The sequence below is a fragment of the Bartonella sp. AU16XJBT genome (genome assembly GCF_028618665.1).
In the GTDB taxonomy this organism is placed as follows: domain Bacteria; phylum Pseudomonadota; class Alphaproteobacteria; order Rhizobiales; family Rhizobiaceae; genus Bartonella.
Genome location: NZ_JAQITF010000003.1, coordinates 102,776 through 118,936, shown reverse-complemented (window position 1 = coordinate 118,936; position 16,161 = coordinate 102,776). Strand labels below are relative to the sequence as shown.

Here is a 16,161-nt window from a genome sequence, read left to right as displayed (position 1 = left end):
GAATGAGAGATGACAAAAACCAAAAAACTCGACATGGAATTGCCTAAAGAAGGACACTTTATCAGTTCTGAATTCCCAATCTTACGGGAAAACTTGACCAAAATTGATCAGGCAATAGCCGATGTTGAGGACAAGGTAGAGGAAAAAGCGCCTTCAAAACACATGCATAGCATAAGTGATATCACAGATCTTGAAGCAGCCTTGAAGGCCAAAATGGCAGCGGATAAAACCTTCACCTTTGCTGATTTAAGCGATATCGAGGGGGCACACGATGCAGCCAACAATTATGTTCTCTATAAATCAAGCAATAATAACTTCACCTTTGGCAGTGCTATCTCCCTGTTAGGCGCACACCAACATAAAACCGAAGATATTGTGGGGCTTGATGATTTTAGAGCTAAGATCAATGAAGATCTCACAAGCTATGGACACCTCACAAGCCCCAATGAATGGCAAAGTTATAATAAATTTACCAGCAAAGTCACTATGAGTGCTGGCTTAGAACTGTTGGGTAATTCGTCGTTTAGCCTCACCCATAATGGTGAAGTGATCACAAACTTAAGTGCGAGTGGTAGCTCGCTTAAAGGACCACTGAAAGTTGATGGTGATGTTGTTTATACGAAGGCGCAAGTGGATGCAGCCATCTTAGCAGGGATAAAGAGTCTTAAAAAAGATTTGACTGATAAAATCACCAATTGGCCGGCTCTTGCTGATGCTGAATTGCTGTATACGCAGGATGGGAAAATTCAATGGCCCGATTGGGTAACGGATAAAACCAAAGTCGAAATTACAGCCTGGGGCGGCGGCGGTAGTGGTGGTGGTGCGGATACACCAAGATTAGGCGGTGGCGGCGGCGGCGGAGGTTGTTCCGTGTGGTATGGCTACAAGGCCAGTTTAAACGGTCATCAAGATATCGTCATTGGTAAAGGAGGAGCTTCTGTTGCAAAGCGTTGTGTAAGCGGTAATTCTGGAGAAATAACAGTTGTTGGCAAAAATTTTATGACAGCTACAGGAGGAAAAGGTGGTGGAGGTGCTTACTCCTATACCTCTCATTCGGGATTTGGTGGTAGTACGACTTCCTACTATTCAGGCTCTGGTGGCGCTGGAGGTACAGGTGGAAACTTTGGTTTAGCAACAGATGAACATCTAGGAATTGCCAAAGGCGGAAATGGTTGTGCTGGAACAAGTGGAATTACGAGCAAGATAAGCGGTAACGGAGGTGATGCTGGGGGTGATACATCAAGAGGTGGCTCTGGAGGGATAGGACAAGGATCCTATAGTTCAGGAAAAGCGGGGCGTGGCTTTGGTGGTGGGGGTGCTGGTTCTCATGGAGATTCTTCTCCAAGCGGTGCTGGTGCTGATGGTGCAGTCCTTATAAGGTTATGGAAAGAATGAATGGATGTACGACTAACCAAAGAGACAGCACAAGTCAAACTAATGTTTGTTGTATCATAGCTTAAGGTTGTAATAGTCTTTTTTAAGTCCTTTTATTGCTCTTTAAAAGCCCTTTGAAAGGGCTTTTTTTGACTGACAGTGTCAGGCTTATGGAGCATGGTGATGCTTGTTATAGTCTCTTCATTGATTTGGAGAGCAAGATGGCAACAGAATTTAATCATGGGATTCGCATTGTAGAGGCTGGTGAGGATTCCCGTCCTTTAGCAACATTTGATCAGACCGCCATTGGAGCGGTTGTTACAGCCCCTGATGCTGACAACCAAGTTTTTCCCCTCAACGAGCCTGTCCTTCTCTTTACGCATGAGGGTGAGAAAATCCAAAAGCTTGGGGCAAGAGGCACGGCTCTTGATGTTATTAATGCTGCGCGCGCACAGGGGATTGAGGCACAAATTATTCTTGTGCGTGTGGAAGAAAAATCAACCATTGCTGAGACACAAACTGAGATGGTGGGGTCCAATACGGCTTTGACCGGTGTGCATGCGCTGAAACATGCGCGTGGCCATTTAGGGGTAGAGCCTGGGATTTTACTGGCACCAGCCTATAGTGCAGGGCGCCTTGATAATGGCAAAAACCCCGTGGCAGATGCGCTTGAACAGGTTGCCGAAAAGCTACAAGCGATTGCGGTTTTTGATACGGGTGGTAAAAACACGGAAGAAAGTCTTGCCTATCGTGCAGATTTTTCCTCACGCTTTTGTTATCTCATTGACCCTTTTGTACGGGTGGCAAATAGTGAGGGTGGGTGGAGTGTTAAACCAGCAAGTCCCTTTGCTGCCGCCATGTTTATCAAGCGTGATAAGCAAAGGGGCGGTGTTTTTTGGTCTCCCTCTAACCAAGATGTTAAAGGCATTTTAGGAACCGCACGCCCCATTAGCTATTTTGATGGCGAAATCGATCATGAGGCTAATCGCCTCAACCAAGCCGATATTGCCACCTTTATTCCCGCCCGCCTTAGCCAAAATGCCCAAGGTCAATTTGCTGCCAATGGACGCATTTTATGGGGAAATCACACCACCTCCAGTGATCCACTCTGGCGTTTTGTCAATGTGGTGCGCACTCGCGCAGCATTGGAAAAAACGATCATTAACAATTTGCGCCCTTGGGCGAATGATGAGAATCTGACCGGTCAACATGTTATTGCTATCACCCGCAGCCTCACGCAGTTTCTTGATGATCTGATTGCACGTGGTGCATTGCTTGGTGGGCGCGTTTGGTTTGATCGCGATTTAAATTCCAACAGTACTTTGCAATTGGGAAAATTGCGGATTGAGTTTGATGCAGAAGAAGTACCCCCTCTAGAAGATTTAAGTTTCTCCAGCCGGCGCAATAGCGCTTATTTTGATCGATTGGCTGAAGATATCCAAAAGAAAATGACCTATCAATTTGGCGATACGCTTGAAACTTATCGCAAAGCAGCAAGGAGTTAAAGCATGACTTTACGCATTGTACGCGGTTTTACGCTGATTGTTGATGATGATGTGAATCTTCACCTTGATCTTGAAACGCTCAAACTTCCCACTTTAGAAGAAATCACCGAAACCTATCAACCAGGGGGCTCTGACATGCAAATTGATGTGAGCGGTCTTGGTGTGAAAGCTTTAACCTTGCAAATGAAAATCCGCAGCCACACCCCCGAAATCATCGGTATCTTTGGTGGTTCCCCTGGTCTTCGTCATAAATTTACCGGCAAAAAACATGTGGTGTCTGAAGAAGATGGGCGCGAGCATGAACATTCCATTGATGTCACGGGGCGCTTGGTCAAAGTTGATAGCGAAAGCTTAACGGCTGGAAAAGCGACAGGCTATGATTGCGAGATCAAAAATATTTGGGACTATACAGAATTTTGGGATGGTTCTGTTTTGCATCGCTTTTCCTTTAAACGAGGCGGTTGGCTTGTCCGCAATGGGCAAGAGATCGGTTCTCGCCGCCGCTCTATTCTCAATTTATAGGAATTGATCATGACAAGTTTACAAACAAGCATTGAGGTGGAATTAGCTGTTCCGCTTCTTTATCAAGATAAAGGTGGCAAAGAAACTCTCTGCAAGAAACTGACCTTTTATCGCCCAAACTTCAAGCAAGCACGCCAATTAGCGGTGTTGATTGGACCGCAGCTAGCAAAGCTCGTTCTGCCCGCTGTAGAAGAGGATAAAACACCCTTAAGCAATGATGTTCTCATTTCCAAGCTTTGTGAGGCTTTATTGACCCATGAGGCTATGGAAGGAATAGCTGTGCTTTTAGCCGATATGTCTCATGAATCTGTTGAATTGATTAACCGTCTTGATGTTGTTGACATTATGGCCGTGTTTAAGGCTTTTTTTGCTTTTTTTCCCACACGCCAATCCTCTCTGCCGGACAATTTGGAGCAGAACTAGCCCTTTATTATCACTGGGCGCCTTCAGAAATTAATCAGATGGATTGGCTGGATGTGATTGCCTATCGCGAAGAACTCGCACGCCTGAAAGCGCAAGAATATGAAAGCTATCAGTTAGGATAAGAGACGATCATGGATGTTTCCCTTGTTGTCCGTTTTGTGAATCATCTGCAAGAAGGGATAGCTTCTGCCAAGCGTGATCTTGCAGCCTTCAGTAGCGATGTTGCGCATTTCCAAAACAAGACAAGGCAGCACTTTAAAAATTGGTTTGACCCTGAGCATCTTGAGGATGCGACAAAGAATGCGCAAAATGCTTATATTCATGCGCGTGGGCGCATGGTAGGCGCCATTGCCCAAACAGCAACCTTAATTGCACCCCTCTATAAAGCCATGCAATTTGACCAATCAATGAAGGGCTTGGAAAAGGTTCTGGATGCCCCCCTTAATCGCTTAAAGGAATTGCGCCGCTTTGCTTTGGAAACCTCCACCAAGATTCCGCTAGCGGCGCGTGAAGTTTTGGAACTGATGACCAGTGCCAGCCAAGCTGGGATTGGTGAACAAGATCTCGAGGCTTTTAGTATTTATGCCGCCAAAGCAGCTGTTGCTTTTGATATGAGCGGGGATCAGATTGGGGAGCGCTTTGCCAAATTGCGCAATGTCTTTAAGCTTAATCAGGCAGGGATTGAAGATTTAGGCGATGCTATCAACCATCTCTCTAACCACATGGCCGCCAAGGCAAGTGAAGTGTCTGATTTTACCAATCGTGCCACCGGTGCTGCCACCATGTTTAAGCTCACTGCACGTGAAACAGCAGCCTTTGGTACGGCGATGATTTCTGCTGGTATTGTCCCAGAGAGTGCCGCGCGTGGGTTTAATGCGATGAGTGCCCGTATTCAGGCGGGAGGAAAGCATATTGAAGATGCTTTTACCAATATTGGTCTCTCTCGCCAAAAATTTATGGAAGATTTGGAGAAAGATGCCACCGGTACCTTGGTGCGCTTTTTTGATGTGTTGGGCAAATCCGAACAAGGAATGCGTTCTCTTATTGCCATTGCAGGGCGCGATTTTACCGGTGATTTTGCCAAATTGGTGGGCAATCCGGAATTGTTGGGGCAAGCTTTAAAATATGTTGAAGACCCAAAAGTCTTTAAAGGCTCTGTCGAACAAGAGGCAGACAAACAAGCAACCGGTGCCATGCGACAATTTGAATTGTTGCAAAACCGTATCGTGGCTTTGGGAATTACCATTGGTGAAGTGCTTCTGCCCCCCCTCAACAGTTTGATGGAAAGTGTTGGCAATTTTACCAATGGGCTTATGGCGTGGGCGAATGCCCATCCCACTTTAACAAGCGCCATCATCAAAACCATTGCTGCCCTGATGGCTTTTAATATTGCTCTGCGCGTGTTGCGCTTTACCATGGCTGGCACACGTCTTGGGCTTCTTCAATTGATGGGCTCTTTTATCAAGCTTAGAGTACTCAGTCGTGGTGTTGCTGCAAGTTGGCGGGGCTTAGCAGCCGCAGGGCGCTCGCTGGGCTTGCTAACCGCGGGTCTTGGGGCAAGTTCACTCCGACTCTTACGCCCCATGACCTTGTTGGTCGGGGCTTTACGGGGGATTGCCGTCTCAGGGGCGGCTTTTGCGAGCAGCTTTGGTTGGATGGGAACCGTGATCGAAGTGGTTGGGGCAAGCCTGTCCTCTGTTGTGGGAGGGCTTTTTACTCCGGTAGGGGCTCTCATTGCTGCTGTTGTGGCGGTCATATTGGCTGCTGGTTTTGCTTTGTGGAAATATTGGGATCGTTTCTCTTCTTTTATGAATGGTTTAGCACGGGGGATAACACGGGCTTGGGGGCAAGCCTTTGAAGCCGTTATGCGCTTTTTTGGTGCCGATACCACCACCATCACCAAATGGAAAAACATCATTGCTGCTGCTTTCGACTTCTCTTCCCATTGGCAAAAATTTAAACAAGGACTTTCCTCTGTTTCTCAAAGCTTTGCTGGTTTGTGGGAGGGCGTTAAACAAAGCTTTTCCAACTTTTGGCAATGGTTGAAGCGTTTTTTTACACAGGAAAAGCTCTCGGAGAGTGCCAAGGCTGGTATGGAACAAGCGGGCGAAGATCTGGCTAATTCGATTATTGAGGGCTTTATGTCGTCTATCTCACAATTGATGGATTATTGTAAATCTTTACCTCACCGCATTAAGGGGTGGATTGGATCCATTGATGTAAGAGAGTTTTTGCCAAGTTTTTTGGGGGGTAAAACGCCAATCCAGCCCATAGCACAATTTGCGGGGGCTTCTCCTCAGCCATCAGGGAGAGAACCAAGAGACAAAGACCGCTCCCCCATCACACACAATCAAAATGTCACAGTGCATGTCAATGGGGCGCGTGAACCCATGGCCACTGGTCGTGCGGTTGCCCATGCTTTGCAACGGGCACGCGCCAATGCCCTGCATGGCGGGACAGAATGATAAGGACGACAGAATAAGGGAAAAGACGGCGTGCTGGAAAGAACACAATGAGGGGAGGGATGAAGTGTTAGGAGGGCGCAATGATAGGAGAGATGCAATGATAGGTTTCGAAAGAGATGACGTGTTGGAAGGAATACAATCAAGGGGAGGGAGCCTATGAGAGATCCTTTGATGATGTTAGGTCCGCATCAATTTTATGTGGACTGGCTGAATTTCCAATCCTTTGAAGAAGAGTTTTCTGCCTCATGGGTTTGTATGGAGCGTTTTGGCAGGTCCCCCAGTTTGCAATTTACCGGCTATGGCAATGATGCAAAAACCATTCATGGCGTTTGGTTTCCAGAAGAATTTGGTGATCGGGTAGCCATTGATGCCATCACCACAACGATCAAAAGAGCAAAGCCGGTCCAGATGCTTCGTTGGATCAATGATACGACCTATAGTGTCCTTCTCCATGGTCCCGTGGTGATCACCACGATCAATAAAGACCACGACTATATCAGTCGCTCTGGTCAATCCCAGCGCATCCGCTATTCCATTAGTCTCTTGCCCTTTTTCAATGGCGGAAAACCGCAAGGACAATACCAGGTGGGACAATATCAAGAGGGACAAACTCTATGAAGATACCAGAAAAGCATGTTGTTGTAGAGCTAGAGGATATGAGTCTCGATCTCATCTGCTTTCATCATGCCATGGCAGTGTTAGGGGACCGGAGGCAAGCTGGTTTACTCAATGGCTATTTAGAAGCTACATTGGAAGCCAATCCAGAGATTGCCAAATATGGTGTGCTTTTACCGCGGGGCTTGAAGGTTATTCTGCCTGAATTTGTGTTGTCTAATCCCCAAAGCATGGTGAAGCGACTATGGGATTAATGCGTACACACCCTTTTATTATCGTCAAGGTGGGAGACAAACCTGTTCATGAGGTTTTTTACCAGCGTCTTTTAACCGCAACTATCACGGACCATGCCGGTAATGAAGCCGATACATTTGAAGCAGAGTTTGATGATAGTGGCAATGATTTAGAGGTTCCACAAACAGGCAACGCTCTGCAGGTGATCTTTGGTTATCAAAACAGCATCAGTGCATTTATGGGGCGTTTTGTTGTCGAGTCAGTGGTAAGTTGTGGGGGCAGTGATGGAGAGATTTTGCGCCTTTGTGGTAAAAGTGCCTCAATGCGTAAAGAACTCAAAGAACAGGTGAGTGAACATTTTGACCACAAAACTGTTGGTGAGATTGTTGAGACACTCGCCAAACGCCATGGCTATCAAGCAAAGGTCAGTCCACAGTTTAGCAAACAAACTTTGCCTTATGTGGTGCGTACAGATCAATCGACGGTTGATTTTTTAACCCGCCTTGCCGACCGTATGCAGGCACGTTTTTTGATCAAAGACAATAAGTTTTTGTTTTTAATCGGAGATAATTTACCAGCACTCCAACTTCATAAACACGACTGTTCCAACTGGGAATTCACGTTAGAGCCACGTACGCAATATGGCACTATTGAAGCTTCTTATTTTGATCGCTCAAAAGGGCAGCAATGCCAAGTCAAGCATCAGACAGGGTTTAGCGGTCCCGTGCGTCGTTTACGGACTTGTTACACCTGTGAGGAGGAAGCACAAGCTGCTGCTGCATCAGAATCAGACCGACTTTGCTGTGCTGTGGGCAGTGGTTCTTTGACCCTTGCGGGGCGCCCCGAAATCATGGCGGACCAACCTCTTTTATTGCAAGGGTTTCGTGGGCAAATCAATGGTCTATGGAAAGCCGCGACCGTCACCCACTGCTATGAGAAACAAAGCGGTTATACCACAGAAATTACCTTAGAGGCACCAAACAAGGGAAGGGACAGCAATGAGAACGTTAAACATGCTAAAAACAAAGAATCCAAGAGATAATTTTGCTTCTTCTTTTCGTCAACTTCCCCATAATATTGAAGCTGAACAGGCATTACTTGGAGCAATCCTGATTAATAATGATGCACTCGATCGCGTTTCAGGCTTTCTCAAAGCAGAACATTTTTTTGAAAGGCTCCATCAAAAGATCTTTGAGATTGTCTTACAAATTATTCAAAAGGGTCATCTTGCAAACCCCATTACAATCAAGCCCTATATCCAAATGGAAGAAAAAGTTGGAGATATTACTGTATACCAGTATGTTGTTCGCTTAGCCACAGAGGCAGTCACTATTATTAACACTGAAGATTATGGACGCGTCATTTACGATCTTTTTATCCGCCGGTCTTTGATTAATCTTGGCAATGAAGTTGCCAATACAGCTTTTGATGCGCCTTTAGAACTTACACCTTCCCAACAAATTGAAGCGATTGAAAATCAGTTGTTTGAATTGGCAGAAAAAGGCAAATATGGGGGTGGGTTTGAAAACTTTGATACAGCCATTGAAAAAGCACTTAACATGGCAAGTGCTGCGAAAAAGCGTTCCTCACAGCTCTCTGGGATCGCTACCCATATCAAAACCCTTGATGAAAAAATGGGAGGATTACAAGCATCTGATTTGGTTATCATAGCGGGGCGCCCTGGGATGGGAAAAACCTCTCTGGCGACCAATATTGCTTTTAATATTGCCAATGCTTGCAAGCGTCATGATAACAGCCAAGAAAATGAAGGGGGCATAGTAGGATTCTTCTCACTTGAGATGTCATCTGAACAGCTTGCAACCCGTATTATCTCAGAACAAATAAAGGTTTCTTCTTCTGATATGCGTCGTGGTAATATCTCAGAAGAGCAATTTACCAACATCATTTACGCAATGCGTTCCTTACAAACAATCCCTCTTTATATTGATCAAACGGGTGGTGTAACCCTTGCACAATTGTCCGCCCGTGCAAGGCGCCTTAAACGACAACATGGTCTAGATGTCTTGATTATCGATTATATCCAACTCATGACAAGCGGTTCAAAGCGTTCATTAGAAAATCGCGTTCAAGAAATTACAGCCATTACCACCGGATTAAAAGCACTTGCAAAAGAACTCAATATTCCCATTATCGCTCTGTCACAACTTTCGCGCCAAGTTGAAAACCGAACCGATAAGCGTCCACAACTCTCTGATTTACGTGAATCTGGTTCAATTGAGCAAGATGCCGACATTGTTCTGTTTGTTTATCGTGAAGAATATTATCTCAAAAATGAAGAACCGAAAGAAGGCACTGCTGAGTATAGCAAATGGCAAGAGGCAATGGAGCAAGCCAAGGGTAAAGCCGAGGTTATTATAGCAAAACAACGCCATGGTCCGACAGGAATCGTTCCCCTTGCCTTTCAATCCGACTTTACACGCTTTAGTGACCTAACGGATAACGACAACTCTCCAGAAATATCCGCTTGAGCTCAAAATAATGATCCGATACTTGAGAAGCAAAATCCCATAGATTCTCACAAAAAATGACGAATCTTAAAACACCCTTTGAAAGGTCTTTGAAGACCCTTTGAGAAAACCTTAAAAACCCTTTAAAAGAAAATAAATTGGTACAAAACCTGGTGGCAAAATATACAAAACCCGCTGGCAAGCTACACAAGCTACAACAGGCAAGCTACAGGCAAGCTACATACAATCTGAAAAAAATGGTAGCGGAGGAGGGATTTGAACCCCCGACACAAGGATTATGATTCCTCTGCTCTAACCTACTGAGCTACTCCGCCAAAATAAAATTATATTGCAAATAATTACATCTTCTGCGGATATAAGGGGTAGAATAGTGACATGTCAAGCATCGTTTTTAAGCTTTTCTCTTGTCATTCTATTTTATCCTCGATATGTAAAAGTATAATTTTATAGATAAAGTAGGGTAAGGCATAAAAATGGTGCCACGTGTAGCGGTTTTAGGATGCGGTCATTGGGGTGAAAATCATATACGGACACTCCATTCTCTTGGGGCTTTAGCAGCAGTTTCTGATATTAATGCTGATCGCGCTGCCAGCTTTGCAGCAATGTATGGTGTAGAGGTTGTTCCACCAGATGATCTTTTCACTCATCAAAATATTGATGCGCTAGTATTAGCGCTGCCTCCACAATTTCATACGCAAAATGTGCTGCGGGCTGTTAAAAATGGTAAAGATGTTTTGGTGGAAAAACCAATAGCCTTGAATGTGGCTGATGCTAAACGCCAAGTTCAGGAGGCTGAAGCCTATGGGCGAGTTTTTATGGTGGGTCATATTTTACGTTTTCATCCCGCTTTTGAAAAAATGTGTGAATTGGTGAAAAACGGAGAATTGGGGGAGGTGCGGTATATTTATTCTCATCGATTAGGCTTTGGAAAATTTCACACACATAGTGATGCTTTATGGGATCTTGCCCCTCATGATCTCTCAATGATTTTAGCATTGACAGGATGTGAACCCTCCGAAATTCGCGGTGAGGGGACTGCTGTCGTTGATCAGATTTCCGATTTTTCCCATGTTCATATGACTTTTCCAAATGGTATACGGAGTCATCTTTTTGCTTCACGCTTGAGTCCTTATCGTGAGAGGCGTTTAACTGTTGTGGGGACAAAGGCTATGCTCGTTTTTGATGATATGGAACCATGGAGCCGTAAATTGGCAATACACCATTTTGCCGTTTGGAAAGAGAATCAAGAGTGGGCTTTTAGCATGGAAGAGCTGAATTACATTGATGTTTGTGAAGATTTGCCGCTTACTTGCGAATTACGGCATTTTCTTTATTGTATTCAAATGCGTCAATTGCCTCGTACAAATGGTGATGATGCTATTGCGGTTTTACGGATTTTAACAGCTGCTGGTCTCAATTATGATAGATAAAAGAGATAAGTAGCGCTTTTGCATTTTTGTGATGATCAATGGAGTTAATATGCAATTCATCGACCTTGGGGCGCAGCGTGCGCGTATTGAAGATAAAATTAATTCTGCAATTGCGCATGTGGTCGCGAGTGGTCAGTATATTTTGGGGCCAAAAGTAACAGAGTTTGAAGGGAAATTGGCTGAATATCTTGGCGTTAAACATGTCATTGCATGTGCGAATGGAACAGATGCTTTGAAGATGCCTCTTATGGCTAAAAATATTGGTCCAGGGGATGCTGTGTTTTGTCCTAGCTTTACCTTTTCGGCAACGGCCGAAGTGGTGGCTTTGGTGGGGGCTGAGCCTGTTTTTATTGATGTGTTACCCGATACATTTAATATTGATGTTGAAAAACTTTCTCACGCTATCGAAATGGTTAAAAAAGAGGGACGGTTAAAGCCAAAGGCTATTATTGCCGTTGATTTATTTGGGCTTTCCGCTGACTATGTGCAGATTGCTCAAGTGGCAGCAAAGGAAAATCTTTTTGTCATTGAAGATGCTGCTCAATCTATGGGTGGAAGAAGCGGTAATACTATGTGCGGTGCTTTTGGTGATGTGGCTGCCACAAGTTTTTATCCTGCAAAACCATTAGGGTGTTATGGCGATGGAGGCGCTATGATGACCAATGATGATTATTTGGCAGAACTTTTACGCTCTATTTTGTTTCATGGTAAAGGTGAAACACAATATGATAATGTCCGGATTGGTATGAATTCGCGTCTTGATAGTATTCAGGCTGCAATTTTACTCGAAAAGTTTGTGATTTTTGAAGATGAAATGGAAAAGCGTGTAGAAATTGCTCAACGCTATTCCAATGGTTTAAGAGATATTGTTACAGTTCCAGAAATAGAAGAAAATATTCGTTCTGCTTATGCACAATATACGATTAAGGTCAAAGAGCGTGATAAATTAAAAGATTTTTTACAAAAAAATTCTATCCCTACAATGGTTTATTATAAAACCCCTTTGCATCAACAGCCAGCTTATAAACATTTTCCTTATGTAAAAGATTCCCTTTCTGTTTCAGAGTCTTTAGGGGAGTGTGTTTTAAGTTTACCAATGCATCCTTACTTGACGCAAACGGATCAGGATATGATTATAAAAAAAATAAGAGATTTTTATTCCTCTTGAGAGCGTGCTTTTATTTTTAAAACTTATGGTAAAAGCTTTATGGGTGGTCCATCTTAGAAGATATTTTTTGTTAGAGTGTGTGATGAATATTTTAAAGTATTATTTGCCTCTAGGACTCATGAAATGTTGTCTGGGCTGTGATATGACAAGTAAGTCGCATCGCTAGACAAGGAGATGGATTTTTTTAAATCGGTGTAGGGTAAGAAATTTTGTCTTTTCGCTTCAGAAGAAAGCCACGCTTAATGAAAAATATTTGGTTTTATGAAAGTTACCATGAACCTTTGTTGGTTTTATTCTTCATTTAAGGTGTTTTCAAAGGTAACTTATTTAACGGGACTTTTGGAGAGAAAAATTATTTTTTTGCGAATACGTGATGCTAGGTCGTTTTTGCTTTTGGATTTTTGAATCAATGTGTTGATGGGTGATTTATTCCCTTCTTGTAGGGCTATTTGAGCGGCTAATGTTGCTGCAAGTTCTTTTGTTTCTTCACGGAGTTTTTCCAGCAGTTGGTGGTTAGCAGTTGTATCAAGCCCATGCGTTTGGATTTTTTGTAAACGTTTCTGATAGTGTGCGATTTTTTCATGCATCGTTTTGCTTTCCTTTGGAGGTGTTTGTTGTGACGATATTTTGTTTGATTGCGATCGTTTCTTTGGGAAAAGCGTTTTGTGCAGAAAGGTATAGCTGATAAAGTTGTTCTTTTAATTGGCTCAGGTGTATTTTCTGTTGGGCATATTTTTTTTGCAAAGATTCGTACTTTTGTTGGTTTTTTGCTAATTCTACAGCATGTTGTGCGCGGACAAAATCGTGGTTTGCTTGTATTTCCGTGAGCGATAATGGAATTTGTGCACAAACATTTTTATGCGCAAAATGAACAGCTTTACGCCAAATAAGAGGGGATAAAAGCACCAGTAACCAAGAAGTGGAGGCGACGCCAAGAATAAAAAAAAGAAACGATTGGATAAGCATAATACCTCTTTTCAAATAAGAAACCGTTTAAAACGGATTCCATGTCGGTCTCGGTGTTAATTTTAAATACCCTATGTTAATACCAAGGCGTGCACCGATTCCTGTCCGTATTGGGATTAACAAGGTATCATGGTATTTAAGCACATGAAAACCAACCCCTGCAATTAAATAGGCCGAACCTGAAACACCGCCATAGCGTCTCCATAAATTATTTATGCTCTTAAGATTGTAAACCAAGATCATGAGACGGGAACCTTGGCCACCAAAATCCCATCCTACTGAGGGACCTTGCCAAAAAACTTTATGCTGACCATAACTTTTACTAAAAACTTTTCCTTCGCCATAGGTTAATCCAGCAAAAAAGGCACCAGAAGCTTCTTCTCCTAAAATATAGGCATTGGGATAACCGTATTTTGAAAAAATATTTTGAATTGCGATCGCCAGACCACTAGCTGTTTTTCCAAAAAAAATATGACCAGAATCAATAATTTCTTGAAGTGAATAATGGGGCTCGTTTTGCTCTATTGGTTTTAGTTGAGCATGTGTAGTGTTTATGGTGACGAATAAAAGGAAAATTAAAGATATAATATTTTTGTACCAGTATTTTAGCAGAGAGAGAGCCATAGAGTTTTCTCCTTTTATTAGTGACAAACAAAAAGATAATATTAGAATTTTCATTCTATTCAAATAAAAAATAAGGTGTAAGGTTATTTAAATTCTTGAATTTATTTCTGATTTTTTTTTAGCATGATTGTTAATGTTTTCTCTTATGCATTAGATGTTAAGAGTTTTCCTTTAAAATAAAGTTTGTTTTCTTGAATTTAGGAGTTTTCAACCGTTATGACGTTCGCTATTTCTTTGAAGCCTATGGATCTTGCTGCTTTGCTTTGTAGTCGTATTTGCCATGATTTGATTTCACCTGTGGGGGCTATTCAAAATGCAATGGAGCTTTATGACGACGGGGGCGCTGAAGAAGAGGCTTTGCAATTGGTGCGTTTATCCGTTGCGAGTGCTTCTGCACGTCTACAATTTGCGCGATTGGCTTTTGGTTTTGCTGGTGCAAGTGGCGGACAAATAGATACACGTGCTGCAGAGCAGGTTGCTCAACAATATATGCAGCAAGAAAAAGCAACTTTAAAATGGCAGGCTCCTTCTTTGTTGTTACAAAAAGATGAAGTTAAACTTTTGCTTAATTTGTTATTGATTGCCAATGCAACAGTTTCTCGTGGTGGTGAAATTGTTGTTATGATTGTGCAAGAGGGAAATAAACGTTCTTTTCGATTTGAGATTTTGGGTCAAACTCTCCGTATTCCTCCTCATTTTTTGGCATTATATCATAGAGAAGTTAAAGAAGAGCTTATTGATGCACATGTCATCCAATTTTATTACACAATGTTACTTGCTCAGATGACAGAGATGAAAATAAATATTGATGAAAGAGATCATTGTATTGTTTTAGAAAGTGTGAAAAAGCTTTGAATGAGAGAGAAGCGCTTAAGCCGTGTTGGGGAAAAAGAAACTTCGATTAAATTTACGAGCGATAGGAGTATATTTGTGAATAGGGTGTGGTTACTTCTTAAGCTTTAAGCGCTTTCTATATGAGATTTTTTGTGTGCGAGTTTTTTTATTTGTGACAGAGAAAAATCTTGGGAAAAATCTCGGCCCGCTACATTCCGAGATTTTACAATGTGTATTTTCACTGCTTAAGCGGTTTTTCGTACGTTTTCTTCAACTGGATCACGCAACACATAACCACGTCCCCAAACGGTATCAATGTAATTTACATTGGAAGAGACTGCTTCCAATTTTTTCCGTAATTTACAGATAAAAACATCGATAATTTTCAGTTCTGGTTCATCCATTCCACCATAGAGATGATTGAGAAACATTTCCTTGGTCAGTGTTGTACCTTTGCGCAAAGAGAGAAGCTCTAGCATTTGGTACTCTTTACCGGTTAAGTGAACAGGGCGTCCTGCAACTTCGACGGTTTTTGCGTCAAGGTTAACGGTGAGATCACCGGTAACAATAACTGATTGTGCATGTCCTTTAGAACGACGAACAACTGCATGAATACGCGCAATAAGTTCATCCTTATGAAAAGGTTTTGTCATATAGTCGTCTGCCCCAGAGCCAAAACCACGGACCTTGTCCTCAATGGCATTCATCCCGGAAAGGATAAGGACAGGCGTTTTTATTTTTGCCAACCTTAGAGTCCGCAAGACATCGTACCCTGACATATCAGGTAAATTCAGATCAAGCAAAATGATATCGTAATCATAGAGTTTTCCTAAATCGATACCTTCTTCACCAAGATCAGTGATATAAACATTAAAATTGGCTGACTTTAGCATCAACTCAATGCTTTGAGTAACCGCTCTATCATCTTCAATTAATAATACGCGCATTTTAGATCCCTCACTTCGCTCCTTTACGAATCACAAGGAGCATTTCTCTTTTATAAACAGTTAATAAAAACCACTGCTTATAAAAACAATTCATGAAATCAAACACTTAGCAATAAAGCGTTTATGAATATTTCAGTAGTACGCGTAACAATCACTACTAAATTCCCCACTATCCATGATAGTGGTTAACAAAATATTTTTATTTTTGAAAGAGGCTATAAAATTATTTTAAAAAAATCGCGGACTTTTTAACATAATAAAAAATGAAGGGTCTTTTCTATAAACTTTAACCTAAAAAAAATCTTGTAAAAAAGCCTTATAAATTACTTTTTTACAATTTCAGTGTTTATTTACGGAGCTTTAAACCTCTTTATTTTATAGTGGGAGGGAAAAGTAAAGAAATAGTTATGGCTCTTAAAGAAGGTTGTGTTTGCAGATGCTTTAAGGAAGGACGAAGTTATAGTCTCCTTAATGGACTGTTTTTTTCGGATAGGCATATAACTAAAACAATATGAATTGAGTATGGATGCGCGTTTTGAGTTGGCACAATCAAGGAGTAGTGAGT

General features: G+C 42.4%; 14 protein-coding genes, 1 tRNA gene and 1 pseudogene. 12 read left to right on the top strand and 4 right to left on the bottom strand.

What is annotated here, in order from left to right:
* Positions 1-9: 9 nt before the first annotated feature.
* The 9 genes from PVV66_RS02715 to PVV66_RS02675 all read left to right on the top strand — a co-directional run bounded on the left by PVV66_RS02715 (position 10) and on the right by PVV66_RS02675 (position 9,627).
* A complete protein-coding gene (locus PVV66_RS02715) occupies positions 10-1,395 on the top strand; it encodes a Bgr_08870 family protein (protein WP_273718800.1) in 1,386 nt (461 codons plus the stop codon).
* Positions 1,396-1,595: 200 nt separating this feature from the next.
* Positions 1,596-2,879, top strand: coding sequence for a phage tail sheath C-terminal domain-containing protein (locus PVV66_RS02710; RefSeq protein WP_273718889.1), 1,284 nt, complete (start codon positions 1,596-1,598; stop codon positions 2,877-2,879).
* Positions 2,880-2,882: 3 nt separating this feature from the next.
* Positions 2,883-3,401, top strand: a complete 519-nt coding sequence (locus PVV66_RS02705; RefSeq protein WP_273718799.1) for a phage major tail tube protein — start codon at positions 2,883-2,885, stop codon at positions 3,399-3,401.
* Positions 3,402-3,410: 9 nt separating this feature from the next.
* The gene (locus PVV66_RS02700) at positions 3,411-3,824 is read left to right on the top strand and encodes a hypothetical protein (protein ID WP_273718797.1); all 414 of its coding nucleotides are present in this window, start codon (positions 3,411-3,413) and stop codon (positions 3,822-3,824) included.
* Positions 3,825-3,955: 131 nt separating this feature from the next.
* A complete protein-coding gene (locus PVV66_RS02695) occupies positions 3,956-6,289 on the top strand; it encodes a phage tail tape measure protein (protein ID WP_273760948.1) in 2,334 nt (777 codons plus the stop codon).
* A gap of 156 nt (positions 6,290-6,445) precedes the next feature.
* Positions 6,446-6,907: a phage tail protein gene (locus PVV66_RS02690; protein ID WP_273717923.1), complete on the top strand. Its 462-nt coding sequence runs from the start codon at positions 6,446-6,448 to the stop codon at positions 6,905-6,907.
* The gene (locus PVV66_RS02685; RefSeq protein WP_273717921.1) at positions 6,904-7,158 is read left to right on the top strand and encodes a tail protein X; all 255 of its coding nucleotides are present in this window, start codon (positions 6,904-6,906) and stop codon (positions 7,156-7,158) included. Before PVV66_RS02690 ends, PVV66_RS02685 begins: the two co-directional genes overlap by 4 nt.
* Positions 7,158-8,180: a phage late control D family protein gene (locus tag PVV66_RS02680; RefSeq protein ID WP_273717928.1), complete on the top strand. Its 1,023-nt coding sequence runs from the start codon at positions 7,158-7,160 to the stop codon at positions 8,178-8,180. The genes PVV66_RS02685 and PVV66_RS02680 overlap by 1 nt, the downstream gene beginning before the upstream one ends.
* Positions 8,137-9,627 (top strand): replicative DNA helicase, encoded by a 1,491-nt coding sequence (locus tag PVV66_RS02675; protein WP_273717919.1) that lies wholly within the window; start codon positions 8,137-8,139, stop codon positions 9,625-9,627. Before PVV66_RS02680 ends, PVV66_RS02675 begins: the two co-directional genes overlap by 44 nt.
* Positions 9,628-9,864: 237 nt before the next feature.
* On the opposite strand, the gene PVV66_RS02670 is transcribed toward PVV66_RS02675, so the two are convergent.
* Positions 9,865-9,941 (bottom strand) — tRNA-Met (locus tag PVV66_RS02670).
* 159 nt (positions 9,942-10,100) lie between these two features.
* Here PVV66_RS02670 and PVV66_RS02665 point away from each other — a divergent pair.
* Complete coding sequence (locus PVV66_RS02665; RefSeq protein WP_273717918.1) at positions 10,101-11,057, top strand: Gfo/Idh/MocA family protein; 957 nt, start codon at positions 10,101-10,103, stop codon at positions 11,055-11,057.
* Positions 11,058-11,106: 49 nt separating this feature from the next.
* Positions 11,107-12,225, top strand: a complete 1,119-nt coding sequence (locus tag PVV66_RS02660) for a DegT/DnrJ/EryC1/StrS aminotransferase family protein (RefSeq protein WP_273717916.1) — start codon at positions 11,107-11,109, stop codon at positions 12,223-12,225.
* Positions 12,226-12,548: 323 nt separating this feature from the next.
* On the opposite strand, the pseudogene PVV66_RS02655 reads toward PVV66_RS02660, so the two are convergent.
* Together PVV66_RS02655 and PVV66_RS02650 are read right to left on the bottom strand one after the other, a co-directional pair.
* A pseudogene (locus tag PVV66_RS02655) lies at positions 12,549-13,191 on the bottom strand (hypothetical protein).
* Positions 13,192-13,218: 27 nt separating this feature from the next.
* The gene (locus tag PVV66_RS02650) at positions 13,219-13,815 is read right to left on the bottom strand and encodes a DUF1134 domain-containing protein (RefSeq protein ID WP_273717914.1); all 597 of its coding nucleotides are present in this window, start codon (positions 13,813-13,815) and stop codon (positions 13,219-13,221) included.
* 216 nt (positions 13,816-14,031) lie between these two features.
* Here PVV66_RS02650 and chpT point away from each other — a divergent pair, with 216 nt between their 5' ends.
* Positions 14,032-14,670: a histidine phosphotransferase ChpT gene (chpT, locus tag PVV66_RS02645; protein WP_273717912.1), complete on the top strand. Its 639-nt coding sequence runs from the start codon at positions 14,032-14,034 to the stop codon at positions 14,668-14,670.
* A 224-nt stretch (positions 14,671-14,894) separates the two neighbouring features.
* Here chpT and ctrA read toward each other — a convergent pair whose 3' ends face one another.
* Positions 14,895-15,596, bottom strand: coding sequence for a response regulator transcription factor CtrA (gene ctrA / locus PVV66_RS02640; protein WP_254492950.1), 702 nt, complete (start codon positions 15,594-15,596; stop codon positions 14,895-14,897).
* Between the last annotated feature and the right edge of the window lie 565 nt (positions 15,597-16,161).